The sequence below is a fragment of the Marinococcus luteus genome, from assembly GCF_034497705.1.
Classification (GTDB): Bacteria; Bacillota; Bacilli; order Bacillales; family Marinococcaceae; genus Marinococcus; species Marinococcus luteus_A.
In genome coordinates this window covers 1-24,757 of the sequence record NZ_JAXRUV010000001.1, presented here as the reverse complement: position 1 = coordinate 24,757, position 24,757 = coordinate 1, and the positions used below count along the sequence as shown (strand labels likewise).

Sequence of the window (24,757 nt, the reverse complement as noted above, 5' to 3'; positions counted from 1 at the left end):
TTATACAACCGTTACTCTGCTGGTCGAAAAAAATGTTTCAATTGAAAAAGCTGCAGAGCCCAGCGCGCAGGAATAAATGCTATTTTCGGAAAAGGATAACGTGAAAGAGTCTCGAAATTCCTCGTGAAGTCGCTGCTGAAACACTCTTTCAATAGGATTGCGAAGCCACTGCTCCAATTCTGCAAAACGGTTGCCTATAATGATTTTTTCTGGGTTGAATATATTGATAATATTCGTAAGTCCAATACCGATATATTCTCCCACCTGATCAAAAGCGTTCAGCACTTCCAGGTTTCTTTCCTTTGCCTTTGCGATCAGGCATTCGGTCGTTACTTCTTCCCGGTCCGAAAAGAGATGAGCTGTTTTTTCCACCAGGGCACCTTCCGAGCTGTACAGCTCCCAGCAGCCTTTATTGCCGCACCGGCATTTCCTTCCATTTGGTTCAATGGTGAAGTGACCGACTTCTCCGGAAATACCGCTGCCGCCCTTATATAATTGGTCATTAATAAAAATACCTGCGCCGACACCAATACCGATACTTACATAGATAAAGTTCGAAACGCCCTGGCCAGCTCCATAACGTTTTTCACCGTGCGAACCAGCCTTTGCTTCATTTTCAATGAATACCGGCAGTTCGTATTTTCTTTCCAGATGCTGTTTTAAATGCACATTTTTCCATTCCAGGTTCGGGGCGAACAAAATGGTACCTTCGTTATCGATCAGCCCCGGAACACCTACGCCGATTCCTACTATGCCATAGGCACTTTTAGGCGCCTGTTCCGTAAGATCCTCAATGACTTCCTCGACCTTATTAAACACAGCTCCTTCATCGATAGAAATCAGCGGTTCATTAATTTTAGCAACGATCGATCCCTGCAGATCTGTCAGTATACCAAGAACATAATTTACTCCAAGATCGATCCCAATAGCATAGCCGGCTTTATTATTAAAAAAAAGCATCGTCGGCTTTCTTCCTCCATTGGAAAGCCCTGCCCCCATCTCCTCCACGAGTTTGCCCTCCAGAAGGTCGGCTACCAGACTTGAAACTGTAGCTTTATTCAGCCCGGTATCTTTTGAAATCTGGGCTCTCGAGATTGGGCTTTTCTGCTGAACGGTCGTCAGCACGATTGATTTATTTATTTGCTTTACTAGAGTTTGGTCTCCTGTGCGCATATTATCTTCTCCTACGTCTCAATTTTGATCGGTTTACGTACATAATAGCATACATTTTCTTTTGGTCATTATATAGTTTTTTAATTAAACAAAGTTAAGGTTATCTATATGCAATAATTTATGATTTCATCCACTTTTTCGCTTTAAAACAAATTGACCGTTGAGCAGAATCAGGAATTAAGTTATATTTAGTTTATTGCTTATACAATCTATTTTGAAAGCGTTACCAATTTAAGGAGGCTACTTTCGTGAATGATCAAATTACTAATCCAATTTTAACTGGTTTTAACCCTGACCCGAGTATTTGCAGAGCTGGAGAGAATTATTATATCGCTACCTCCACGTTTGAATGGTTCCCCGGGGTGCAGATTCATCACTCAAAGGATTTAAAAAACTGGGAAGTCGTCAAACATCCTCTTGAGCGGATCTCCCAGCTGAATATGGCTGGCAATCCGGACTCCGGCGGCGTTTGGGCGCCCGCTCTCTCCTGGCACGATAACCAGTTCTGGCTTATTTATTCAGATATTAAACAAATCGACGGCATTTGGAAGGACGGCCATAATTACCTCGTCACCTGCGATACGATTGACGGTGAATGGAGCGACCCTGTGTATTTGAACAGTTCAGGCTTTGACCCTTCCCTTTACCATGACGATGACGGCAGAAAATACCTGCTGAATATGGTCTGGGATTACCGGCCGGGCAATCACCGCTTTTACGGTATCGCTCTGCAGGAATACGACGCCAAAGCTGAAAAACTGATCGGTGAGCGGCAGATTATTTTCACCGGTACAGATATCAAGCTGACCGAGGGCCCACATATATATAAAGTTAATGGATGGTATTATCTACTTACCGCAGAAGGGGGCACTACCTTTGACCACGCAGCTACCATCGCACGGTCCAAATCACTATTCGGCCCTTACGAGGTCCACCCGGAAAACCCGTTTATTACGTCCTGGCCCTATCCGAGAAACCCTCTGCAGAAAGCAGGGCACGGCTCTCTTGTGGAAACGCAGAACGGCGATTGGTATTTTGTGCATCTGACCGGTCGTCCGTTAAAAGAGGAGCAAAAACCTTTGTTGGATCCGCGTGGCTTCTGCCCTCTCGGCCGGGAGACTGCTATTCAAAAGGTTTATTGGGAAAAAGATTGGCCTTACATAGCCGGCGGCAATGAGCCTTCGCTATACGTGGAGGGCCCTGGTCTTTCGGAAGAGCCACAGCAATCAGCGTCTCCTGTTTACAGTCATTTTAACACCGGTAATCTGGATAAAAGCTTCCAGACACTGCGGATCCCTTTAGAAGAAAATACGTTATCGCTTAAAGACCGCCCAGGCTATTTGCGGCTGTACGGTAAAGACTCCCTGACTTCTAAATTCACCCAGGCATTTGTCGCAAGAAGGTGGCAGCACTTTTATTTTGATGCTGAAACCGCCATTCAATTTGATCCGGATCATTTTCAGCAGTCCGCAGGCATGGTCTGCTATTACAATACGCAAAACTGGGTTTACTTTTACATTACCCACGATGAAAGTAAAGGAAGGATTTTAACCCTTCTGACTAATGACCATTATCAGTTTGACACGCCGCTTGGAGACAGCGATATTGAGGTTGACCACAATGTAGAAACGATTTATCTTAAAGTCTCTGTACGTATGGACAAATACTGGTTTTCCTACTCCTTTGATGGCAGCACTTGGACTACAGTGGATATTTCTTTTCCTTCCGCTAAACTATCGGATGACCATATCCAGGGCGACGGCTTTTTCACAGGCGCTTTTGTCGGTATGCAGTGCCAGGACAGTTTTTCTTCCAAGCCTGCAGATTTTGAATATTTTCATTACGCTCCTAAAGAAGAGAACGACGCATAACACTAAGAAGGCCCGGCTGCATTTGTGCAGCCGGGCCTCTTTTTTAATCACTTCACTTTTTTTAATCCCATTTCTATTTCTTCAAGCGTCTTCCCTTTCGTTTCAGGAACAAATTTCCATACAAACAGAGCGGACAATATGCTCATGAGACCGTAAAATCCGTAAGTTAATCCGCCGCTGAACTCGATCATGGCTGGATACGTGGAAGAAATAAAATAGTTCGCTGCCCACTGGGCTGCCACCGCAATAGCGAGAGCCTGGCCACGGATTTTGTTCGGAAATATTTCAGATAAAAGCACCCATACCACCGGTCCCCACGACATCATAAACGAAGCAGTATAAATGATGATAAATACGAGTGTTGATATACCAATCGTGCCGGTAAAAGCAAGAGCCGAAACACCAAACATGCCTATGGTCATACCAATAGAGCCAATAATAAGCAGCGGTTTACGTCCGAATTTATCCACCGTCATAATCGCAATGGCTGTAAATATTAAGTTGACGGCCCCCATAATAATGGTCTGGAATAAAGAAGCGTCTCTTGCCGCTCCCATGCTTTCAAATATTCTCGGGGCATAATACAGGGCAACGTTAATGCCGACAAACTGCTGGAAAACCGACAAAAGAATACCGACAATAATAATCAATTTTCCGTAAGCAAATAATTTTTCTTTACTTTTATCAAACGATTGATTAATTTCATAAAACGTAGCCTTGGCCATTGTCTGGTCGTAGATTCTTGAGAGAATTTTCATGGCTTTGTCATCCCGGTTTTTGGAAACCAGATACCTCGGCGTCTCAGGCACCATGAACATAAAAAGCAAAAACAAAGCAGCTGGTATAGCTTCTGAAGCAAACATATACCTCCAGCCGAGCGCATCGACCCATTCCGCTGTTTGTCCGCGGGCAATCCCCCAGTTGACAAAGTACACGACAAACTGACCGAAAATAATCGCAAACTGGTTAAGAGAAACAAGTCTTCCCCTAATGTTAGGCGGCGCCATTTCACCAATATACATAGGTGCGACCGCTGAGGCTAGTCCTACTCCGATACCCCCGATAATCCGGTAAATATTAAATACAATTAAAAGGGCAACAGAAGGATCCCCGGCTTCAAAAAACAGAAACTCCGGATAGGCTGAACCCAATGCGGAAAGAAGAAACAAAACCGCTGCTATAATCAATGTGAATTTTCTTCCTACCCGATTTGCAAAAAAGCCGGAAATCAGTCCGCCAATGATACATCCGATAAGCGCGCTTGAAACCGTCAGACCGTGAATAAGCGGACTTAGGTTCAGACTGTCGGCAAAGTAGGTCTGGAGTGAGCCTTCCGCTCCGGAAATCACAGCCGTATCGTAACCAAACAATAAGCCGCCAAGCGTAGCTACCATTGTAACTAATACTACATACATCGTTCGTTTAGAATTCATATACTTGAGTAGACATGCTACTCTTCCCCCCTTCCTTTATGTAAGCGATCACAAGTTAGGGTAAAATTCTTTGTTTGTTTAATCAATAAACTTTATAAAAACACAGCTTTGCAGGAATACTTTTATTGTTTCTTTTGATTAAGTAAATGAAAATTCATTCTGAACTAAAAAAGACGTTCCTTCAGAGTCTTATCCGGGAATGTATATAAGTAGCCAATTTATGAGGAGGAAATCAATAGTGAGTCTTTTTTCATCTATTAAAAAACGTGTAACTGACGCAAAAGAAAACGGAGTAACCATTCCAGTAACAGAAAAAATGTTTTTAAAGGTGCTTCAGGTAAAAAAAATGGACAATGTGGATATTTCCGCCGTTCATATCCAGGACCAGGTCCTGCGTATTGAAGGCGTTAAAAATGATAGCAGCCAGAGCCGCTTCAGCATGCTGCTTGAACCTTCCCACGCTTCAGAGCGGACCCTTTACTTTACGTTAAAATCCATCTCCCCTTTAGAAGCGGACGACGTGTTCAGGGAAATCTTCGACCGTCCGCCTTATTTCTCTGCTCAGGAGCAGCAGGCAGGTTTTCACCTGGAAGTATTTGAGCCTATGAAAAAAGTTCCTTATGGAAAAATAGACTCCTACTACTTTGAGCAGAACAAATTGAAGGTCGTCATGAAATGGAAATAAAACAGCTTTTCACTGATTCAAAAATTTAATTCGAGCATCACTTTCTCTCCAACACTTTTTACTTCCGGCTTCGGCCGGGAGTTTTTTAAGTAGAAATTACCTAGTTTTTCATGCATAATAAAAGAAAAACGAATGGGGAGAAATACATGGAATATCAAGCAGCTTCCTTCGGCCGGTACCGTGTTCTCCAAAATGGCTCTATTGAAGTTATTGCAGAAATAACAAGCCGTTTTGAACACTCTCGCTGGGAGAATATGTGGTATTTATCAGAGACAAAGAGAATCTGCCGTGAACTGGAGACGCTTGGAATCATTTCAGAGTGCGACAGCTTTGAAATTGTTGACCGTAACCAGTTTAAGATCTTTTGGAAAAAAGATCGTATTGCCTGGGGCTATATTGATGAAGACGAAACGTCTTTCCGCCTTCGCTTCACTGGATTAGTCGACACCCCGGCTACCGATTAGCATTGCTGCCTGTTTTTATCATGGTTGCAATTAAACGCCATATCCTTTAGGGTGTACATACAAAGCAATTACTTAAGAGCAATTAAATAAACGGTGGAAATGGATAGACAATGGCGCTATTTCCCATAAGCCAAAAAGAAACACGAGGTACCTGCCTCCTGTTTATCTTTTTGGCTTTTTTTATTTGTTTTATGAAAGGAGTATCTTTTTAATTTATGAAATTTTTAATTGATCACGACGGCCAAAAAATTCACAAGTCGGTATTTGTTAATGACCGCTGTATGACCAACAGCAGGCCCTCAGACTGGGAAAGCCTGCTGGAAGAAGCTGCTTTGCAGTCACTCACTCAAAAGAACTACTCTTACTGCGTCCACTGTTTTCAGGCATATGCGGGCTGATACAGAAGGTTGGAGGGGTTCCCTCGTTCTAGCCGGACCCGCTCATAATAAAGACGATGACGCTGCGGTCCCGTTCGAAATCCCAGTCAACAAACACATCAGCAATGTTCATTCCCGCAATGGATGTAAATGACTTCCCTTCTGTTAACAGCCGTTTTTCCAGCTTGCGTTTAGTTACCTTCAGTTGTTCTTCATATCCCTGCTGCACTAACTCTTTTTCAATGTTAATCAGCAGTCCTTCCCGGATCACGAGAACAGTCTTATTATTCAGCATGCCTGAAAAGACTTTGTCGGGTTCTTTTCCGCTTCTGCAGTGACCTGCCGAACCCTTTCCTCCAGCTTCTTTTTACCTGGGTATTCTTTAAACGGATTTTCGCCATCATACGCATTTTCGTCGATTCCGACAAAAATACTGGATTCTTTATTAAAATCACTGTCGTGGTAAAAGTTTTTATACACCTGACCGGTGACCGACTGCACATATCCGTTAATTTCCGGAACAATTTTGTGCATCATGCTTTCACGCAGACGGAAAATTGCCTGTTCACCTTCCTGCTCGAGAATAACCCGCTCCATTGGGCTCAGGAAATGACGCAGGTAGATGGTGATGAACGGTCCCTGCATTACGACATGGGCAGCTTCCGGGCCTTTGCCGAATCTCTCCCGAAGCAGTCTGCCGGCAAAGCTTGCGATATCCTTTTCGTTTTCTGTTGGCCTCATGTTTATCAGTGTCCTTTAATTTAAGTATTATTCACATATTTACTATCCAAAAGCATTATAATCTAGTTTTGATTTAATCACAAATGCCACCCGGGTCAACAGGGCGGCTGATCATTATTAAAATATTGTTTTAAGTTTCTAGTTTCGTGGAAGTGTGGAAGTATACCTTTATTGTTTTTTACATTTTCGTCTGTAATCCCTAGAATAAAGGTGCACTCCCTTGTCTATTACATAAGCGAGTGCTGCATTCATCTACCGTCCACTACTTTTTTATTCCTTTAGTCCAACTTTATTTCCAAAATGGAAGGATGATTATTTTGTCGATTATTCGAGTAACGATGAATGGCACCGAGCGCAAAGTATCGGATGACTCTACCATCCTCGACTACACGCGCGGCACCAATGAAGAAGTCCCAAACGTCTGTTATCATCCGAGCTTAGGTGCAATTGAAACCTGTGACACCTGTATGGTGAAGGTAAACGGAGAAATTGTCCGTGCCTGTTCCACCGAATTTAAAGAAGATGATGTCATCGAAACCCTCACCCCTGACGTCGATCAGGCACAAAAAATTGCGATGGACCGGATCCTGCACAATCACGAGCTGTATTGTACCGTATGTGATTACAATAACGGCGGCTGTGAAATTCATAATACGGTGGAAGCAATGCGTGTCGAACACCAGAGTGTTCCCTTTGAAACTAAGCCGTATGAAAAAGATTATACGAACCCTCACTACCGCTATGACCCGGATCAGTGCATCCTCTGCGGACGCTGTGTGGAAGCCTGTCAGGACGTTCAGGTGACTGAAACCCTTTCCATCGATTGGGAACGTGAACGCCCCCGCGTCATCTGGGACAACGATGTTCCTATTGGCGAATCCTCCTGTGTATCCTGTGGCCACTGTTCCACTGTCTGTCCATGTAACGCTTTAATCGAAACAAACATGGAAGGCGAAGCCGGCTACATGACCGGGATCAAAGAAGATACCCTTCGTCCGATGATCGATATCACCAAGGACGTTGAAACCGGATACAGCTCGATTCTCGCCCTTTCCAACATGGAATCCAAAATGCGCGACGACCGTATTGAAAAAACGAAAACAGTTTGTACTTACTGCGGGGTTGGCTGCAGCTTTGATGTCTGGACGAAGGATCGTGAAATCCTTAAAATTGAGCCGCAGGCAGAAGCACCTGCAAACGGCATTTCCACCTGTGTGAAGGGCAAATTCGGCTGGGATTTTGTAAACAGCGAAGAACGTCTGCAGAATCCGCTCGTCCGTGAAAACGGCCAATTTGTCGAAACCACGTGGGAGCATGCTTTAGATGTTATTCAGAAGAACTTCACTTCCATTAAAGAAGAAAGCGGCAACGACTCTCTTGCATTTATCAGCTCTTCCAAGACAACGAACGAAGAGTCCTATCTTATGCAGAAGCTCTCCCGTGCCGTCATGGGCACGAACAACATTGATAACTGTTCCCGGTACTGCCAGACTCCTGCTACTCAGGGCCTCTTCCGCACAGTCGGCTACGGCGGGGACACCGGAACGATAGAAGATATTAAAAACGCGGAGCTTATTATTACCGTCGGGACAAATACATCTGAATCCCACCCGGTTCTTGCCACGCGGATTAAAAGCTCCCATAAGCTGCGCAACCAGAAGCTGATCGTCTCCGACATCAGAAAACACGAAATGGCGGAACGCTCGGACATGTTTATCCAGCCGAAACCAGGCTCGGACCTTGTATGGCTGAACGCAGTAGCAAAATACATTATCGACCAGGGCTGGGAAGACACAGAGTTTATTAATGAACGCGTGGATTACTACGACGACTTTGTGAAAGAACTCGAGATGTACACCATCGATTACGCTGTAGAGCAGACCGGTCTCTCCCGTGAAGAATTGATTGGCATTGCTGAAAGCATTCACGAAGCAGATACTACCTGTGCCCTGTGGGCGATGGGTGTTACCCAGCACTCCGGGGGCGCGGATACAAGTACTGCAATATCGAACCTCCTGCTTGTCTCCGGCAACTATGGTCGTCACGGCACCGGCTCCTACCCGCTTCGCGGACATAATAACGTCCAGGGTGCTACAGACTTCGGCAGCGCCCCGAATCTGCTTCCCGGCTATCAATCTGTGGAAGACGAAAACGTCCGCCGCAAGTTTGAACAGGGCTGGAACACAGAGCTCTCCAGTGAAGTCGGCATGACCAACCACGAAATGGTGGATGCCATGCACGAAGGCCGACTGCGAAGCCTGTATTTGAAAGGCGAGGAAATGGCACTTGTAGACTCTAACATTAACTATGTACAGCAGGGCTTTGAAAAACTTGATTTCTTCGTGGTCCAGGACATTTTCTTATCCGAAACCGCCAAGTTTGCGGACGTTGTACTTCCTGCAAGCCCAAGTCTCGAAAAAGACGGCACGTTTGTAAACACCGAGCGCCGTTTTCAGCGTTTATACAAGGCGCTTGATCCACTCGGTAACTCCAAGCCGGACTGGGAGATTCTTCAGCTTGTGGCCAACCGGATGGGCGCAGACTGGAACTACAGCCACCCGTCTGAAATTATGGCAGAAGCTGCTTCGCTCTCCCCGTTCTTCGAAGGAGTCTCCTACGAACGGCTTGAAGGATACAACTCTCTCGTATGGCCTGTAACAAAAGAAGGCAAGGATGAGCCGCTTCTTTACGAATCCCGCTTCCAGTTTCCGAACGGAAAAGCAAGATTCCATCCGGTTCACTGGACCGAACCGCAAACCTTCGGCGAGCAGTACGACCTGCATGTGAACAACGGACGGATGCTTGAGCACTTCCACGAAGGCAATATGACGTACAAAACGGAAGGGATCACGCTGAAAACTCCGGACAATTTCGTGGAAATTTCTCCGGAACTCGCCGAAGAACGCGGACTCGAAAGCGGAGCTCTTGTTCGCTTGAAATCGCCGTACGGGGCTGTACGCATCCAGGCGCTTGTCACTGACCGCGTGAAAGAAAAACAGCTTTACATTCCAATGAATAATTCCGGCGAATCGGCCATCAACCGCCTCACGAGCAGCGAAGCTGACAAGGATACGGATACACCGGCCTACAAGGAAACGCAGGTATTCATGGAAATACTCAGTACGGACGGCGAAGCACCGATGCCGAAAAACAATTTCCGTTACGGAAATCCTAATCCGCAGAACGGTGTGGAAGTTGAACGGAAATGGAAACGTAATGATTACATCTTCCCTGGTGACATGGTTAGAAAGGAGAACCGCTAATGGCTGAGCGCATAACTCATATTGAGAAGCTGAAATTCTCCGAAGAAGAAATCAAACAGCGGGACATGGAAGAGCTCCAGTCCCATCTGCTTAATAACAAAGAAAGCCTGGAAAAGATGATGCGCACCGCGAACCTTCTTGATGAGTCCGGCCTGCTTGATATGGCAAATGGACTTCTAAGCGAAGGTGATAAGGTGTTGAACGTTGCAGTAAACGCGATGAATACCGAGGGCAGCACTAATATGATCAAAAACCTGCTTCTACTCGCAGGTGAAGCCGGCAAACTCGATATTGAAAGCATGCAGCCGCTCCTGTTGAAATTAAATAAAGGACTTGAGCGTGTGGCGAAGATGGAAGAAGAAAAAGAGCAGGAAAAGCAAAACGTTAATATTTTCCAATTGTTAAAGCTGCTCCGGGACCCGGAAGTAAATCACACGCTTTCGCTTGGCATTGCTTTTATGCGCGGCATGGGCGAAACCGGCAAACCCGAAATGGAAAAAGAACAGCAGGACAGGAAACCAGACACGAAGGTTTAACAGGCACTACCCAATACACTCCAGGCTGCCCCCTCGCAGCCTGGAGCTTTTTGTTTAAAAACATTGTCCTCAAGGGAATAGATTTGAAAATAAACTAAGGGAGCAAATGTCATTGTCTTTCAAGAGTCTTCAACTGTCCGACGTTCCAAAAAGTTCCTGGATACTTATCATTGCCGGCCTGCTCACGCTGTTTACGACAGCTTTTCTATTTTTGGAGATGGGTGAAGAGGTACTCGAACAGGAAACTTTTAAAATCGATCAAACAGCTCAAGATATTGTATCAGCGCTCAACGCTGATATCCTGCAGTCTATGATGGGATTGATTACGGAGGCGGGATCGGTAACCTGGCTGACAATCGGTGCCGCAATTACCACAATCTATCTGTTGTTTTTTTCACCTTTCAGCAGATGGACTGCTGTTTATTTTACCTTAAATATGATCGGCATCAGCATCATCACCACTGTTTTAAAAAACTTTTTCTCCCGGCAGCGCCCGGAAGTGCTCGCAGCCTATGACGGGACCGGATACAGCTTCCCGAGTGGCCACGCTACTGGAGCCATTACTTTTTACGGCTTTCTTGCCTATCTGGTTATCCGAAGTACAATGGCAACTGTATGGAAGTGGGTATTCGGAGCATTGCTGTCGCTCGCTGCTATGCTTGTCGCTGTCAGCCGTATGTTCTTAGACGTTCATTATTTTACAGATGTGCTCGCAGGCGTTTCAGTGGGCTTATTTTGGCTGCTCATCTGCATCATCGCCCTGGAGCTTACACTTTGGAACAAATACCGCAGACAAACCTAAATGAAGCCTCCGGCCCAACAGGCCGGAGGCTTCATTTATTATCCATTTATGCGTTTTGCATCTGTTCTGCTTTTCTCGCTTCGATTTTTTCCTGCACGTCTTTTGCCGTCAACCCATGCTCTTCCATATACCGGTTTCTTGGATGAGTCATGCATTCCGTTGTGCAGCTTCTCATATATTTATGCTCATTTTCCTCGGAGCAGATAATTTGATTGTTGCAGTCAGGATCTGCACAGTTAACGTATCGTTCACACGGTTCCCCGTCAAAGTGGTCCCTTCCGATTACGCGATGCTCGACCTGATTGATTGGCACACTGATACGCTGGTCAAACACATAGCACTTTCCGTCCCACAGCTCCCCTTTTACTTCAGGATCCTTACCGTAGGAAATGATGCCGCCATGCAGCTGTGCCACATCGTCAAACCCTTCTTCTTTCAAAAATCCGGAAAACTTCTCACAGCGGATACCGCCGGTACAATAGGTTAATATTTTTTTACCTTCAAGCTGTTCCCGGTTTTCCCTGACCCAGTCCGGCAGCTCCCGGAAGGCATTAATGTCCGGACGGATCGCTCCCCGGAAATGCCCAAGGTCATATTCATAGTCATTCCGGGCATCAAGAACGATAGTTTCATCGCTTTGAAGTGCTTCGTAAAACTCTTTCGGGCTCAGATGTTCCCCAGTCTGTTCATTTGGATTAATGTCATCTTCAAGATACAGTGAGACCAGCTCTGAACGCGGACGTACGTGCATTTTTTTGAATGCGTGCCCATTGGCATCGTCCACCTTGAATTCGGTATCTTTAAACCGCTCATCGCCTGTCAGCTCCTGCATGTATGCCTCCGTCTGTTCTACAGTGCCGGAAACAGTACCATTGATGCCTTCCTCTGCAACAATAATCCGTCCCTTCAGACCAAGCTCCTTGCAGAAATCCAGATGCTCTGCAGCAAAGGTCTCAGGGTCTTCCACGTACGTGTAATTGTAATACAATAACACCCGGTACGATTGATTTTCTTCTGTCATTTGTTCTCACCTATCCGGAATATATTTGCAAGATACATTCCTGACTCCCTGTCTTGCAATCAGGAAGCCTTGTCACACAAGGATTTTGTTTCCTACTTCTTTAAATTTTTATGAAAAACGCCCACACAGCGCCCACGTAATTTAAAAACGTAAAACAAAGCCTCAATAAAAATCCCCTGCTGCAAGCGGGGGATTCTTGTTGTGCGCAGACATATTATATAAAAATTTTCCTGTCCCCGCAAATGAAAAAGTTTTCTGAACAAGAGGAGAGAATCGGTTTTTTTCCTTTTCTATCTGTGTCCTCATTCAGTTTTCAGTAGAATATTTTACTGTTTTCTGCTTTTCTGCACATTTTCAAAAATCCCGGCGCCTCCCAGTCCAGCAAGCACTCCTGCCCATACCCGTTCTGCCAGCACAGCATTCGTGTACGGAAAAGGAACAAGTGCCAGGGCGGCCCCGATCCCGAGCGTGAGAAGGGGGATATACTTTTTCGGCAGCGGGAGCGCCTGCTTTAACAGCTGCATCAGTGCCGTACTTGCCGTACCGATGAATGACATGTACAGAAGAAATTCCGGACTGACTTCCATTTTCTCCGCCTCCCCTTTGTTTTTATTCTCCCTGCAAAAGGCATGTATGCCTCTGTTTTTAAACCGTCTTTTTAAGTTGAATTTACAAAAAATAAAAAAGGCCCGGTACCACCGGCCCCTTTGTATATACTATTTAATTTGGCTTTTTGTCTTCCGCTTCCCCTTTATTCAGTCAGCGGTTCCTGCGCAGGCATGGCACCTGCTTCGATATATTCAGCCATGCCACGAACAATTTCCTCTGCTCCGTATTTCTTTGCCTCTAATGGAAACATCTCTTCGACAGTTTCCAAATAAAAAGAAAGATCTTTATTACGGAGAAAATGGGAATAGTATTCGCGCTCGTTCTGGAATTCGTGTCTTGATCTCGTTTGAGCAACAGACTGCATTTCAATGTCCGCTAAAGTACGGACCACCTCTTCAAATGTTTTCATGTCTTCACTCCTTTTCATAGGATCAATGACACGGAAAAGTACAATACATGAATAGAAGTATATTATAACACGAAAAGGCTTATGAATCATAACGAGTTGGCCAGAACTGTGATAATATTTCTCCGTGTCGAGCAGCTTCCGTCTATTTTCCGAAGGCATCAAAAGTTGACAAACAAAACTGTAATATTTATAATTACAGTATAAACATTAACAATTCTTTTTACCCGGAGAGATACGTATGAACAGCCACTTTTCTTTAGCTGTACACAGCTTGACGCTGCTCGCCCACCAGCCGGAGAAAGCTGCCTCAAGCTCTTTCATTGCTGAAAGTGCCTCTGTGCATCCGGTGCGGATCCGCAAGGTGTTAAGCCTGCTGAAGCAGCATGATTTGATTCAGTCCAAGGAAGGCGCCGGCGGAGGCTTTGTCCTTTCCCACCTTCCAGAGTCCATCACATTGTGGGATGTATACCAGGTCACATCCAAAGGCACTCTGCAGCCCCGGTGCCCGGATGAAAACCCCGATTGCTCCGTTGGGGCTAACATGAAACATGTGCTGGGCAGTGTTTTTTCTGAGGGCGAACACGTTTTTGGAGAACACCTTGATCAGTTTACTATTGCCGACATGCTGAAAAAATGTATCACAAATTAACTGAGCAATGTTTTTGCAATCAAAAACAGGGAAATGTATAGTTATAGATAATTCAGATTACAACACTATTAATTAATAGGTAATCCTTAGGAGGTTACGCGAATGTTACCAACAAACGATATTATTTCGGTAGGAGATTGGGTTCGAGGAACCACCATTTATGGTGAATTGGTTGTAGGCTATGTAGAAGCAATTGAAGAATCTTACCAAACAATTAAAGTAAAAGTCATCTCCTCTGATAATCAGGATATAATGGAAAAATCAGCTGAACTGCTGCTCCATAAAGTAAGTAAATTGAATACCGTGCAGCCTGTTTCAGAAGATGAATTGTATGACTTGATTGATCTTGCATTGGTCACCAATGATAAACAATGGTTTCTCGAACTCACTGCCGAATTGAATAATAAAGGAAATGTCCGGTCATCCAACGATTCCTCCTACGCGCTGTCGAATTACAGCGAGTACTAGGAAATTCCGGCATATTTACTACAATAGCCCTTTGCAGATTTACTGCAAAGGGCTATTTTGCATCTATATACTTGTTATTCCTTAATTTGAATATTCATCTTCTGTTCGAGGGCCTGCTGCAGATGAGCAAAGGTTTTTACTTTACTGAAATCAATCCCAAGCCGAACGGCCGTTTCTGCAATTTCCGGACGGATGCCGGTAATGATGATTTCCGTGCCGATTAAACTCAGCCCGTGATGCAGGTTAAACAGCTGCTGAGCCACCATTGTATCGATGATCGGCACTCCGGACATATCAATAATCAGTACATCGAGTTCAAGCTTTGCCACCTCTGAAAGGGTCACATCTTCAATCATCTTCGCCCGATGCGTATCAATATCTCCGACAAGCGGGAGGACACCAATATCACCTATTAATTTAATGATCGGCACACTCAGTTCCACCATCATCTGCTGCTGCGCCTCCAGCTGGGCTTCGTTCATCTGATAGTAGTATTGGTTCACAAGCTCCAGTCCCTTTTCAAACACCGACTGAATCTTCTCGGCCCACTCGGCCACCTGCAGCGGGGAAATCTCGTCCTCCCTTTCTTTAAAATAGGTGGACAGACGATTCCAAAGGTCGACACGCCCGACCCTGAAAAACTCTACCGAGTAAAACCTCGGCCCCTGGTTTTCAAGCCCGTCCATCGCCGTAAGCTGAGCCCAATCAGTAAGTAATGGTTCTTCTCCTATTACTGCCTTTGCCGTTTCCTGAATGAATCCTTTGAGTCTTCCCCGGAAGGCCTCTCTTCGATCGGTATCGTTCGGGTAGATACCTTCCGATTGTGCTTCAATATCTTCCATCCATGTAGTCACGATCTCTTCGGCATGGTTTAGCATGAACTCGTACAGTTGTTTATTCAACGCCAATAATCCTTTCTGCTATTTCCTATATTTAATATATTTTAAAATACATAATCAAAAAAATAAAGCTGTCTTACTGATTTTCGCGCTTTAATCTATTAATCCACTCCGCCTCAAGCAGTCGTTCCACATTCGTCTGGTCCATGCTCCATTCCCATACCTTTTCCTGAAGCTCTCTGTCACGGGCATGAGGAGCCGTATCTTCTTCAAAAGAATCAATAAAGTATCGGCCGTGCACGCCCTCCACTTCACGGGAAGCGGCAAGATACACCGATGTTTCCGCACCCTCTGCAGCTGTGCGAAGCATCGGCCGGATAGCCTGATGAATACGGCGCCCAAAGCCTGTAGACCGGTCCACTCCAAGCATAGTACTTACCCCGCCTGGATGCAGGGCATTAACGCGAATATCTGTTCCTTCGAGACGAGAAGCAAGGGCGTATGTAAACAAAACGTTCGCCAGCTTTGACTGGGCGTACCCTTTCCATGTGCCATATCCCCTGGTTAAATGAGGATCCGGAAAATGAATATTTCCGTATTTGTGAGCTCCTGAAGAAACGTTCACGACCCGTGACTCTTCTGCCGAACATTCAAGAAGAGGCAGAAGCTGCAGTGTCAGGGCGAAGTGCCCCAGATGATTCACGCCGATCATGCTTTCAAAACCATCTTCGGTAAGCTCTCTTTTCAGTGATACCACGCCGGCATTGTTAACCAGTACGTCCACACAGGGGACGATCTGTTCGAGTTGACGCACAAAGGTATGTATATCCTGAAGAGAGGACAGATCACAGCGCATCACCCGCACACGTGAAGCTCCGGTGCTGGCCTTTATCTGCCTCATCGCTTCTCCTCCGCGCTTTTCGTCCCGCACGGCCATGATGACATTAAATCCTTTCACGGCAAGCTGTTTCGCTGTTTCGAATCCCATTCCGGTGTTTGCTCCGGTAATGATGGCTGTTTTCTCCATAATTTATTCTCCTCTGGAATAGTTTTGTTGCTTTTCCTATACCCATTGCTGCTATTGTTCACTCTTTGCACTGTATATTTTCTGAAAATTAATCTTTTTCTATTTGAAATAAACAGGAACATTCGTAAAAGAAATAGAAGCTAGCAAGTCAAACTCGTACACTGCCCAGTAAATCTTTTGTCATATTATCTTCCAACTCTATTGAAGTTTTTTTCATTCCCCGGTACGATGCAGGTATTACCACTTACCCTTCGTATATATTCAACAATTGGGTTGAACGTTTCTACTGGAAACCGTAATTTCCAACTACGAAGAACGCCTTTTGCGGGCGTTCTTCGTTTTTTTATGCATACAAAGGAGTGTTTACAATGACCACGATCTTAATACGGCAGGCTGAAATCATGACGATGAACGAAAACAATGACATTGTGCACGGAGATATACGAATTGAAAATGAATACATTAAAGAAATCCGACCTTCTTTAACTCCTCATCCGGGTGAAAAAGTGATTGAAGCCCAGGGGCGAACTGTGCTTCCAGGCTTTATCCATACCCATATTCACCTTTGCCAGGCACTGTTTCGCAGTCAGGCGGATGACCTTGAGCTGATGGATTGGCTGAAGGAACGCATATGGCCAATGGAAGCTGCCCACACTCCCGATTCTATCTATGCCTCAGCGATGCTCGGCATCGGCGAATTGATCCGGAGCGGCACGACAACGATCGTCGACATGGAAACAGTCCACCATACAAACGCTGCCTTCGAAGCCATAGAAGCTTCCGGCATCCGGGCTCTATCCGGCAAAGTTATGATGGATAAGGGCGATGAACTGCCTGCTCCCCTGCTTGAAACCACGAGCCAGTCCGTGCAGGAAAGCGCCGATTTGTATGAAAAATGGAACGGTCGGGATAATGATAGAATACGATACGCATTTTCACCCCGGTTTGTTGTCTCCTGCTCTGAACCACTGCTGCGCGAAGTTTCCCGGCTATCTACTCATTACGGAGCGTATGTGCATACACACGCTTCAGAAAGCCAGGGAGAAATAGAAATTGTTGAAGCTGATACCGGTATGCGCAACGTAACATATCTCGATCACCTTGGCCTTGTACACCCGCGCCTTATTCTCGCCCACTGTGTCTGGCTCGATGACCATGAAAAGCAGATTATTAAACAAAAGGGAGCCCATATTAGCCACTGCCCAAGCTCCAATATGAAGCTTGCTTCCGGATTCGCGGAGATTCCGGACCTGCTTGACCACCACCACAATGTCAGTCTCGGCGCCGACGGAGCCCCGTGCAACAACACGCTCGACATGTTTCAGGAAATGAGGATGGCCGCCCTTATTCATAAACCCTCCTATGGTCCGACCGCCATGAATGCCAGACAGGTTCTTCGCATGGCAACCATCGAAGGGGCGAAAGCGGTCGGTCTTGACCAGGAAATTGGCAGTATCGAAATTGGCAAAAAAGCGGATTTGTCTATCCTCAACCTTTATGATTTTCATACATATCCGAGCGAAGGAGCAGATCCATATTCCCGTATTGTGTATGCTGCTTCCAAAGACCAGGTGGAAACCACCATCGTAAACGGCCGGATTGTAATGGAAGACCACAATATGCAGACCATGAATAAGAACCACGTGCTTAGTGATGCGAACAAAGAAGCAAAGCAGTTATTCCATCGGGCTTCCCGGTATATGTCTAATTCTTTTGCATAAATTATGAGCAATCTCCTCCCTGCCGGCTGGAAATTCTGATATGCTGATGACGGAATAATAGCGCAGAAGGAAAGGAAGAGAAGATATGCTTAGTGCAAAACGAGGAGATATTACCACTGTCACCAATGTCGATTATATTTGCAATGCTGCAAACGGACAGGGGTCGATGGGCGGCGGCGTTGCCGCTGCCATCAAAAAAGCTGGCGGAGAGACTATTGAACAGGAAGCAGAAGCCTACTGCAAAAAGCACGGACCGAAGCGTGGCGAGCTTTACACGACCACGGCTGCCAGTCTACCGTATGAAGCCGTCCTTCATTTAGTGACGATGGAAGCCCCGGAGGAAAAGTCGAACTACGACGTGGTTTATTCCTGTCTGCAATCGTTAATACGTTACTGCCAGGAGCATCACATCTACCGGGTCGCCCTCCCGGCGCTTGGCACCGCCACCGGCGGCCTTGACCCCGAGACCGTCGCGATTTACTACCGGGAGCTGCTGCACAACATACGGGAAATTCAATTTATCGCTGTCGATATGGACGAAACGTTCATTCAGGCGCTCCAAGCCGAATAGCATAGATACAAGGCCCCGGGGTTTTTACCCCGGGGCCTTTCAAATAATTTTTTCAAACCTGCTCCCTGTCCTTTATTCCCCCGTATTTTCTGCTTCCTGCCGGCCTGCAGTCTGCACTGCATGGACGACAGCAATGGCAGCCACGAAAATGGAGGGCACGTACACCGTAACGAGTAGACTTACGTACAGCACAAAAAACAACACCGCCCAGAGATATTTTTTTACATACACCTGTCCCGCCCCTGGAATGATAAGCGACAACAGCCCCGCTATCCACATCTTTTTGTTTCTCATATTCTATCCCTGCTTCCTAAAAATTTTTAATTCTTCATGAATATTAATAGTTCTTCAGCCGATATAAGAAATACTGTATCACCCATACTTTTATTGCATCGGGAGGCTATTAATATGCTGTTTTCAGCAAAATCATCATCTGCACCAGCTTCACAATTTCCAGGGGACGTCCATTCCGGCAGCCGGGTCAGGCTTTCCCCCGGGAGCGATCTGCACCGTCAGCTACAGCTGATTCATCTAACCGACAATGACCTCTATATACTATCCGCACTTCAGCCGGTCATTGCTGAAAACATTGAAGCTATTGTTGATGCCTTTTACCGCAACCTTAAGAATGAACCAAGCCTGCGCGCTATCATTGAAAAGCACAGCTCGGTCGAACGGCTGAGTCGGACGCTTGCTGTCCACGTGCAGGAAATGTTTCAAGGGACGATAGAGGATACTTTTATTCAAAAGAGGCTGAAGATTGCCCAGGTTCATTTACATATTGGCCTTCTGCCAAAATGGTATATGTCCTCGTTTCAAGACATGGAGCAGTCCATCCTTCATTTTGTCGACCAGCACCTTACCAGCCGGGCTGATTTTCTTCCAGCGGTTCTTGCAGTTACGAAAATCATTAACCTCGAACAGCAGCTTGTGCTTGAAGCCTACGAGGAGGCCCACCTTACGCTTCACAAAGAACAACAGGCTGTGAAGGATCACCTGCATGAGCAAATTTCTGTTACCACCTGCTCGCTCCGCGAGGTTTTTAACCAGACAAACAACTCATTGGCTTCGCTTACTGCGACGTCCAATAGGGTCGTTACCATTTCAAAAGAAAATGTTCAAAGCAGCTCCGGGGCCGCTTCCCAGTCCGAGGAAGGCAAGCACGAACTCGAACAGCACGGAAAGCATATGAAAAGCCTCCAGGAGCTCATGGATTTTATGCGCACGGAAACAGGGGAACTTAAAGCAATTGCCGCTAAAATTGATGATATCACAAACATCGTCACAGGGATTGCTGAGCAGACGAATCTTTTGGCCCTGAATGCTTCCATTGAATCTGCCCGGGCCGGCGAGCACGGCCGCGGATTCGCAGTAGTAGCCACAGAAGTCCGTAAGCTTTCCGGTGAAACAAAAAAGTCGGTAGACACCGTATCTGAACTTGTCCGGAAAACAAATGACCAGATCCAGCTTGTGAGCAATCACATTGAGAATGCGGACAATCAGATTAGTGATGGCACAAAACGGGTCCATGAAATTAACAGCATGTTTGACGGGATTGTGCAGGAAATGGCAAAAAGCCGAAAGCAGAGCAATGAAACTGAGACAGAAGTTCATTCACTTATTCAGGAGCTGCGTGAAGTCGAACAGGCCATTTCCCGGGTAGGCAGCTCTGTCTCCTCACTCCATGATTTAACCCAGGAATAATCAGCCCCCCTTGTCTCATGCTATACTTACACTATAGCCAGAGAAAAGGAGGCCCTCAGATGGAAACTCAGGAACAGCTTACAGATATTACAAAGCAGTATTTGAACACCTATGAGGCGTTAAAGAAAAAATATCCGTGGCATCATTCGGACGCCCGTATGTTCATGCTGATGGCATCGATGTATTCCCTGCACCACAAGTCGTTTGACATTGAGCGGTTTGACCGTTTCCAGCAGACGATTAAAAAGAACAACAGCTGGTTTTCACCGCTGCGGTCTCACCAGCGCTTTCCAATCGCTGGTATGCTTGACTGTTTGGCTGAGAACCCCGAAGACAGCTGGACCGGTTTTAAGCAGCTATACAGCCAGTTGGTTCAGGGACCTTGGGGGCGCGGCACCTCTACGTACGCTGCCGCTTTATCATATTACACCTTCTTTCGGGACGACTTTTCTGCTGTACCGGCGTTTACTGCCTGGTACGAGTTTCTGCAGGAATCCTTTCCGGATTTAACTAGTGCGGATTATTATCCTCTGCACACGCTTTATATTCATCAGTTTCCCGGAAACAAGGAACAGATGATTGAGCATATGAACAGCACCCATCACCAGCTGCTCGAGCGGGACTTTAAAAAAGGAACTCAACTTCAGCACCTTTCCTTTTTAGCTGCCCTGAATCTCGAAAGTATAAACGAAACTGCATACTTTGAACGTTTCGACGACATCCTTGGCTATTGGCAGTCCGGACAGTGGCACGTACGTCCGTTCTATTACTCGCTCCTCGGAGTGCTCGGATTTACAGCTTCTTTTTCTTCCATTATTGATGACGCCCGCAGCGTTCATACCATGCTGGCTGAGCAGAGTGACTTCCGGCGGTTTCAGCATTTTGCGGTTCATATCTCCATACAGATTGCTGTGGCTCATCGCGCTTCTCCGCAAGTCGGCAGTCTGCCTTCAGCATTAATCGACGCGCAGCGGGCTGTCGCTCTACAGGCACTGAATTCCTCAACTTCTGCTTCAGCAGCGATAACCCTTTAAAACAAACTGAAGGCGCACACTACCCGTGCGTCTTCTTCCAATTTATAACTGTTGCAATTATTACAATTGTGCTACGATAGTTTCTGCTTATTTACATACATTCAACGTCACATCATTTCACAGGGAGGGGATTCAGATACCGCGTTTTTATTCTGTTATTATAATGCTTTTTTTCTTGCTATTTATAAGCGGCTGCGGCATGCTTCCTTTTTCTGCTGATTCCGGCGAGAGCGATAAGGGAATATTCGTTTCCCCTTCAGGAAATGATGAGCAAAACGGTACTATCGATACGCCTTTTCAGTCTGTTCAAAAGGCCGCTGATACCGCGGAAGCCGGAGATACTATTTACTTACGGGAAGGCACTTATGAGGAAAATGTGAAAGTGAGCGAGCAGGGTGAAGAACAGCTTCCCATCACCGTCCGTCCGTTTGAAAATGAAAACGTTCATTTAAAAACCGCTAGCGATAAGCCGTTTTTCTCTTTAGAAGACACCGAATACATAACGATTAAAAAATTCACCTTTCATCAGGAAAATACGGCCTCTGTGATTGCTTCCTCCGGAGAGACCCGGGCCCTTCAAATACTCGATAACCGTTTTTTATCGTCTCAAAAAGCGGAAGAAGAGCCTGGGTCAGCAATCCATATAGCTAGTTCAGATGCAGACAGCATCCACGAGGATACAATCATAAGCGGCAACACTGTCGAAAGATGGAAGCATGCTCCAGGCTTTGCACTGGAGGGCAACATAGCTTCGTTTACAGTTTCCCATAACCGCTTTGAGAAAACTTCCGGAACATCTCTCGATCTTCAGGCAGTGCCCGGAGAAGTAAACGGCCGAGCTCCTTCCGGAGGTGTTGTGAAAAACAATATTATTAATTCCTCGAACAGAAGTACCGATCCAGCTGTCGCAGTCAAGGGGGCCGATGAGATCACTTTTTCACATAACACTATAAGCGGAGGGTCTGTTGGGACATTCATCCGTAATACCTCCTTTGCAGAAACAGAGGATCTCTCGTTCAAAAATAACGTATGGCGGGACCAAACGTCGGCCGGAACGGCTCTTGTTCAGGGACCTGCTCAACGTCCAATCAGCCGCGTCTCTTTTTCAGAGAACACTTGGAAAAACGCGCACGGCAGCCGGGACTCCGCCCAGCTGCGTATCCAGTCCTCCATACGACATTTAAGCGTCATCAATAACGATTTTGAAGGCTCTACATTCAACGGATTTTATATTGATGCCACTGAAGACATTAGTAACTATGTTACCCTGAAGGATAATTCCTTCCCTTCTTCCTCCAGAGCTGAATGGAAATGGGAGGGGCGTGAATTCAGGGATCTCGTTACATTCCAGCAATATATCGAACAGGACGCCCCCTCCTCCTCTTCTGAAGAAACTGAGTAGCGGCTCTGACAGCTGCGGGGGACCCAATGTACAAAACCTGTGCAGCAGCTGTGCACAGGTTTTTTCTTTCTATTTCCAGCCTATTGTATAATGATAGAAAGAACCGTCCGAAGGAGTGATAGTATCAAAAGGATAACTGCTTTTATTCAAAATTTATTTTCAGAATTAATGAAGGACAACGCTGCGGGCCTTGCTGCTCAGCAGGCGTTTTATTACCTTTTATCCATTTTTCCGCTGCTTATTTTGTTTCTATCACTTCTTCCCTACTTTAATATCGATGCCGACCGGGCTGTATCACTTTTGTACCAGTTCGTTCCCGCAGAGGCTGCCTCTCTGTTTCAGGACACGATTGAAGATACGATAAACAGCTCAAGCAACGGGCTGCTTACTATTGGGGTCATTGGCACAATATGGACAGCCTCCAACGGGCTGAATGCTTTTATCAAGGCGGTGAACGGGGCTTATGATGTTATCGAAACGCGGTCCTTTTTCAAGGTGCGGCTATTGTCTGTCGGTTTGACCTTTGGATTAATGCTTTCCGTCATTCTCGCGCTCTTTTTGCCCGTCTTCGGCAATTTGATTTTATCGGCGGTGCAATCATTTATTTATGTTCCGGAAGATACTGTTTTTCTTGTGCAGCTTCTGCGCTGGCTTATTACTATTTCGATCACTTCCGTCATTCTCGCCATGCTCTATCATCTTGCACCAAACAATAATATGCCCTTTTGGTCTGTTCTGCCGGGGGCAATGACAGCTACACTACTCTGGCAGGTAATTTCGCTGGGGTTTTCCTTTTATGTCAACAACTTTGCCAACTATGCCTCCACGTATGGCAGCCTTGGCGGCGTCATTGTGCTAATGCTGTGGCTGTTTCTTGTGGGACTGATTCTAGTCACCGGCGGAGAAATTAATGCTCTTATCTACCGAGAGAGGAAAAGAAAACATCCCGCTCCTCTGCTTCATGATTACTATTAACCTATCTTGCTGTGCATTGGTACAACGTGAGTGATTGTAGTATACTAAACGAGCAAAAGTGTAGAAAAGGAGAGCCCATACATGAGTAAAAAAATGATTTTTTTCGATATCGACGGAACGCTGTACGATGAAAATAAACAGTTGCCGGCTTCCACCAGAGATGCTATTCAGAGGCTCCGGAGCAAAGGCCATGAAATCGCGATATCCACTGGAAGAGCCCCTTATTTGTTCGACGATCTCCGGGAAGAACTCGATATCCACACGTTTATTTCGTTTAACGGTCAATTTGTGAAATATAATGGAAATGCTATTTACCAAAACACTATTCCAACCGCAAAACTTCAGTCTCTGCAGTTCTTCGCTGCTGAAAAAGAGCATCCGATTGTATTTATGGGCAGCAATGCCATGAAAGCTAATATTGAATTCCATCATGATATTCATGACAGCATTACGACGCTCGGCGTAGAGCATCCAGAATTTGATGCTACGTTTGCCGAACAGAACAATATTTATCAGGCCCTTCTGTTTGCCCGCGAAGACGAGGAAGACCGTTATGTAGATCAGATGCAGGATCTGCGGTTTGTGCGCTGGCACCCTTATTCACTCGACGTTATTCCTCCTGGAGGGTCGAAAGCAAACGGAATCAAAAACCTAATCGCTGAAGCCGGCATTGCGCTTGAGAACTGTTATGCCTTTGGGGATAATTACAACGATGTGGAAATGCTTCAGTATGTGCCAAACAGCGTTGCCATGGGAAACGCCCCTGATGAGGTTAAAAGCTACGCCCGCCATATTACGGCTGACGTGGGAAATGACGGCATCGCGCGCGGTTTGGAAAAAGTAGGACTCCTATAACGTTCCGGATTTATTTACAGCGAATAATGATAGGAAGCCCCTTTGTAAAAAAAGGTGGCTCAGATTGTAGACAAAGGCCTCCGAAATTCATTTTCGGAGGCCTTTGTTTGTGCCATTGAGGGAAAAAG

26 protein-coding genes and 1 riboswitch are annotated in these 24,757 nt (G+C 45.9%); of the genes, 16 read left to right on the top strand and 10 right to left on the bottom strand.

The window, feature by feature from the left end; translation table 11 throughout:
• A complete protein-coding gene (locus Q9M42_RS00130; RefSeq protein ID WP_322524520.1) occupies positions 1–1,173 on the bottom strand; it encodes an ROK family transcriptional regulator in 1,173 nt (390 codons plus the stop codon).
• A gap of 248 nt (positions 1,174–1,421) precedes the next feature.
• Here Q9M42_RS00130 and Q9M42_RS00125 point away from each other — a divergent pair, with 248 nt between their 5' ends.
• Positions 1,422–3,044: a glycoside hydrolase family 43 protein gene (locus Q9M42_RS00125; protein ID WP_322524519.1), complete on the top strand. Its 1,623-nt coding sequence runs from the start codon at positions 1,422–1,424 to the stop codon at positions 3,042–3,044.
• 47 nt (positions 3,045–3,091) lie between these two features.
• Here the strand turns inward: Q9M42_RS00125 and xylE are convergent, their stop codons facing one another.
• Positions 3,092–4,477, bottom strand: coding sequence for a D-xylose transporter XylE (gene xylE / locus Q9M42_RS00120; protein ID WP_322524518.1), 1,386 nt, complete (start codon positions 4,475–4,477; stop codon positions 3,092–3,094).
• Between the two features lie 238 nt (positions 4,478–4,715).
• Between xylE and Q9M42_RS00115 the strand changes: the two genes are divergently transcribed.
• The 3 genes from Q9M42_RS00115 to Q9M42_RS00105 all read left to right on the top strand — a co-directional run bounded on the left by Q9M42_RS00115 (position 4,716) and on the right by Q9M42_RS00105 (position 6,024).
• A complete protein-coding gene (locus Q9M42_RS00115; RefSeq protein ID WP_091610069.1) occupies positions 4,716–5,162 on the top strand; it encodes a hypothetical protein in 447 nt (148 codons plus the stop codon).
• Positions 5,163–5,308: 146 nt separating this feature from the next.
• Positions 5,309–5,626, top strand: a complete 318-nt coding sequence (locus tag Q9M42_RS00110; RefSeq protein WP_322524517.1) for a hypothetical protein — start codon at positions 5,309–5,311, stop codon at positions 5,624–5,626.
• Between the two features lie 215 nt (positions 5,627–5,841).
• The gene (locus Q9M42_RS00105; RefSeq protein ID WP_322524516.1) at positions 5,842–6,024 is read left to right on the top strand and encodes a hypothetical protein; all 183 of its coding nucleotides are present in this window, start codon (positions 5,842–5,844) and stop codon (positions 6,022–6,024) included.
• A 28-nt stretch (positions 6,025–6,052) separates the two neighbouring features.
• Here the strand turns inward: Q9M42_RS00105 and Q9M42_RS00100 are convergent, their stop codons facing one another.
• The gene (locus Q9M42_RS00100; RefSeq protein WP_322524515.1) at positions 6,053–6,298 is read right to left on the bottom strand and encodes a Na-translocating system protein MpsC family protein; all 246 of its coding nucleotides are present in this window, start codon (positions 6,296–6,298) and stop codon (positions 6,053–6,055) included.
• Positions 6,292–6,744, bottom strand: coding sequence for a Na-translocating system protein MpsC family protein (locus Q9M42_RS00095; RefSeq protein WP_322524514.1), 453 nt, complete (start codon positions 6,742–6,744; stop codon positions 6,292–6,294). Before Q9M42_RS00095 ends, Q9M42_RS00100 begins: the two co-directional genes overlap by 7 nt.
• A 308-nt stretch (positions 6,745–7,052) precedes the next feature.
• Between Q9M42_RS00095 and fdhF the strand changes: the two genes are divergently transcribed.
• From fdhF to Q9M42_RS00080, 3 genes are all read left to right on the top strand, one after another.
• A complete protein-coding gene (fdhF, locus tag Q9M42_RS00090; RefSeq protein WP_322524513.1) occupies positions 7,053–10,007 on the top strand; it encodes a formate dehydrogenase subunit alpha in 2,955 nt (984 codons plus the stop codon).
• The gene (locus tag Q9M42_RS00085; protein WP_322524512.1) at positions 10,007–10,543 is read left to right on the top strand and encodes a DUF1641 domain-containing protein; all 537 of its coding nucleotides are present in this window, start codon (positions 10,007–10,009) and stop codon (positions 10,541–10,543) included. The genes fdhF and Q9M42_RS00085 overlap by 1 nt, the downstream gene beginning before the upstream one ends.
• A 106-nt stretch (positions 10,544–10,649) precedes the next feature.
• Positions 10,650–11,345: a phosphatase PAP2 family protein gene (locus Q9M42_RS00080; RefSeq protein ID WP_440972295.1), complete on the top strand. Its 696-nt coding sequence runs from the start codon at positions 10,650–10,652 to the stop codon at positions 11,343–11,345.
• Between the two features lie 46 nt (positions 11,346–11,391).
• Here the strand turns inward: Q9M42_RS00080 and trhO are convergent, their stop codons facing one another.
• From trhO to Q9M42_RS00065, 3 genes are all read right to left on the bottom strand, one after another.
• Positions 11,392–12,366 carry an oxygen-dependent tRNA uridine(34) hydroxylase TrhO gene (gene trhO, locus Q9M42_RS00075; RefSeq protein ID WP_322524510.1) on the bottom strand — a complete coding sequence of 325 codons (975 nt, stop codon included), beginning with the start codon at positions 12,364–12,366 and terminating at the stop codon, positions 11,392–11,394.
• 326 nt (positions 12,367–12,692) lie between these two features.
• On the bottom strand, positions 12,693–12,953 hold the full coding sequence (locus tag Q9M42_RS00070) for a holin (protein ID WP_322524509.1): 261 nt from the start codon (positions 12,951–12,953) through the stop codon (positions 12,693–12,695).
• A gap of 164 nt (positions 12,954–13,117) precedes the next feature.
• Positions 13,118–13,384 carry a hypothetical protein gene (locus tag Q9M42_RS00065; RefSeq protein ID WP_322524507.1) on the bottom strand — a complete coding sequence of 89 codons (267 nt, stop codon included), beginning with the start codon at positions 13,382–13,384 and terminating at the stop codon, positions 13,118–13,120.
• 238 nt (positions 13,385–13,622) lie between these two features.
• Between Q9M42_RS00065 and Q9M42_RS00060 the strand changes: the two genes are divergently transcribed.
• Both Q9M42_RS00060 and Q9M42_RS00055 read left to right on the top strand, forming a co-directional pair.
• Complete coding sequence (locus Q9M42_RS00060) at positions 13,623–14,033, top strand: RrF2 family transcriptional regulator (protein WP_322524506.1); 411 nt, start codon at positions 13,623–13,625, stop codon at positions 14,031–14,033.
• A gap of 102 nt (positions 14,034–14,135) precedes the next feature.
• Positions 14,136–14,501: an IDEAL domain-containing protein gene (locus Q9M42_RS00055; RefSeq protein ID WP_322524505.1), complete on the top strand. Its 366-nt coding sequence runs from the start codon at positions 14,136–14,138 to the stop codon at positions 14,499–14,501.
• 74 nt (positions 14,502–14,575) lie between these two features.
• On the opposite strand, the gene Q9M42_RS00050 is transcribed toward Q9M42_RS00055, so the two are convergent.
• Positions 14,576–15,403 carry an STAS domain-containing protein gene (locus tag Q9M42_RS00050; RefSeq protein ID WP_322524504.1) on the bottom strand — a complete coding sequence of 276 codons (828 nt, stop codon included), beginning with the start codon at positions 15,401–15,403 and terminating at the stop codon, positions 14,576–14,578.
• A 73-nt stretch (positions 15,404–15,476) separates the two neighbouring features.
• Complete coding sequence (locus Q9M42_RS00045; protein ID WP_322524503.1) at positions 15,477–16,367, bottom strand: SDR family oxidoreductase; 891 nt, start codon at positions 16,365–16,367, stop codon at positions 15,477–15,479.
• 231 nt (positions 16,368–16,598) lie between these two features.
• A riboswitch (purine riboswitch) is annotated at positions 16,599–16,696 on the top strand.
• Positions 16,697–16,735: 39 nt separating this feature from the next.
• On the opposite strand from Q9M42_RS00045, the gene Q9M42_RS00040 reads away from it, so the two are divergent.
• Positions 16,736–18,088: a 5'-deoxyadenosine deaminase gene (locus Q9M42_RS00040; RefSeq protein WP_322524502.1), complete on the top strand. Its 1,353-nt coding sequence runs from the start codon at positions 16,736–16,738 to the stop codon at positions 18,086–18,088.
• 85 nt (positions 18,089–18,173) lie between these two features.
• A complete protein-coding gene (locus tag Q9M42_RS00035; RefSeq protein ID WP_322524501.1) occupies positions 18,174–18,659 on the top strand; it encodes a macro domain-containing protein in 486 nt (161 codons plus the stop codon).
• Between the two features lie 72 nt (positions 18,660–18,731).
• On the opposite strand, the gene Q9M42_RS00030 is transcribed toward Q9M42_RS00035, so the two are convergent.
• Complete coding sequence (locus tag Q9M42_RS00030) at positions 18,732–18,953, bottom strand: DUF5683 domain-containing protein (RefSeq protein ID WP_322524500.1); 222 nt, start codon at positions 18,951–18,953, stop codon at positions 18,732–18,734.
• Between the two features lie 114 nt (positions 18,954–19,067).
• Between Q9M42_RS00030 and Q9M42_RS00025 the strand changes: the two genes are divergently transcribed.
• The 5 genes from Q9M42_RS00025 (at position 19,068) to Q9M42_RS00005 (ending at position 24,629) form a co-directional block, all read left to right on the top strand.
• The gene (locus Q9M42_RS00025; RefSeq protein ID WP_322524499.1) at positions 19,068–20,363 is read left to right on the top strand and encodes a globin-coupled sensor protein; all 1,296 of its coding nucleotides are present in this window, start codon (positions 19,068–19,070) and stop codon (positions 20,361–20,363) included.
• 59 nt (positions 20,364–20,422) lie between these two features.
• Positions 20,423–21,397: a DUF4003 family protein gene (locus Q9M42_RS00020; RefSeq protein WP_322524498.1), complete on the top strand. Its 975-nt coding sequence runs from the start codon at positions 20,423–20,425 to the stop codon at positions 21,395–21,397.
• A gap of 163 nt (positions 21,398–21,560) precedes the next feature.
• Positions 21,561–22,799 carry a DUF1565 domain-containing protein gene (locus Q9M42_RS00015; protein ID WP_322524497.1) on the top strand — a complete coding sequence of 413 codons (1,239 nt, stop codon included), beginning with the start codon at positions 21,561–21,563 and terminating at the stop codon, positions 22,797–22,799.
• 90 nt (positions 22,800–22,889) lie between these two features.
• Entirely contained in the window at positions 22,890–23,774 is an 885-nt protein-coding gene (locus Q9M42_RS00010; RefSeq protein WP_322524496.1) for a YihY/virulence factor BrkB family protein, read from the top strand.
• 81 nt (positions 23,775–23,855) lie between these two features.
• Positions 23,856–24,629 carry a Cof-type HAD-IIB family hydrolase gene (locus Q9M42_RS00005; protein ID WP_322524495.1) on the top strand — a complete coding sequence of 258 codons (774 nt, stop codon included), beginning with the start codon at positions 23,856–23,858 and terminating at the stop codon, positions 24,627–24,629.
• The last annotated feature ends 128 nt before the right edge of the window (positions 24,630–24,757 follow it).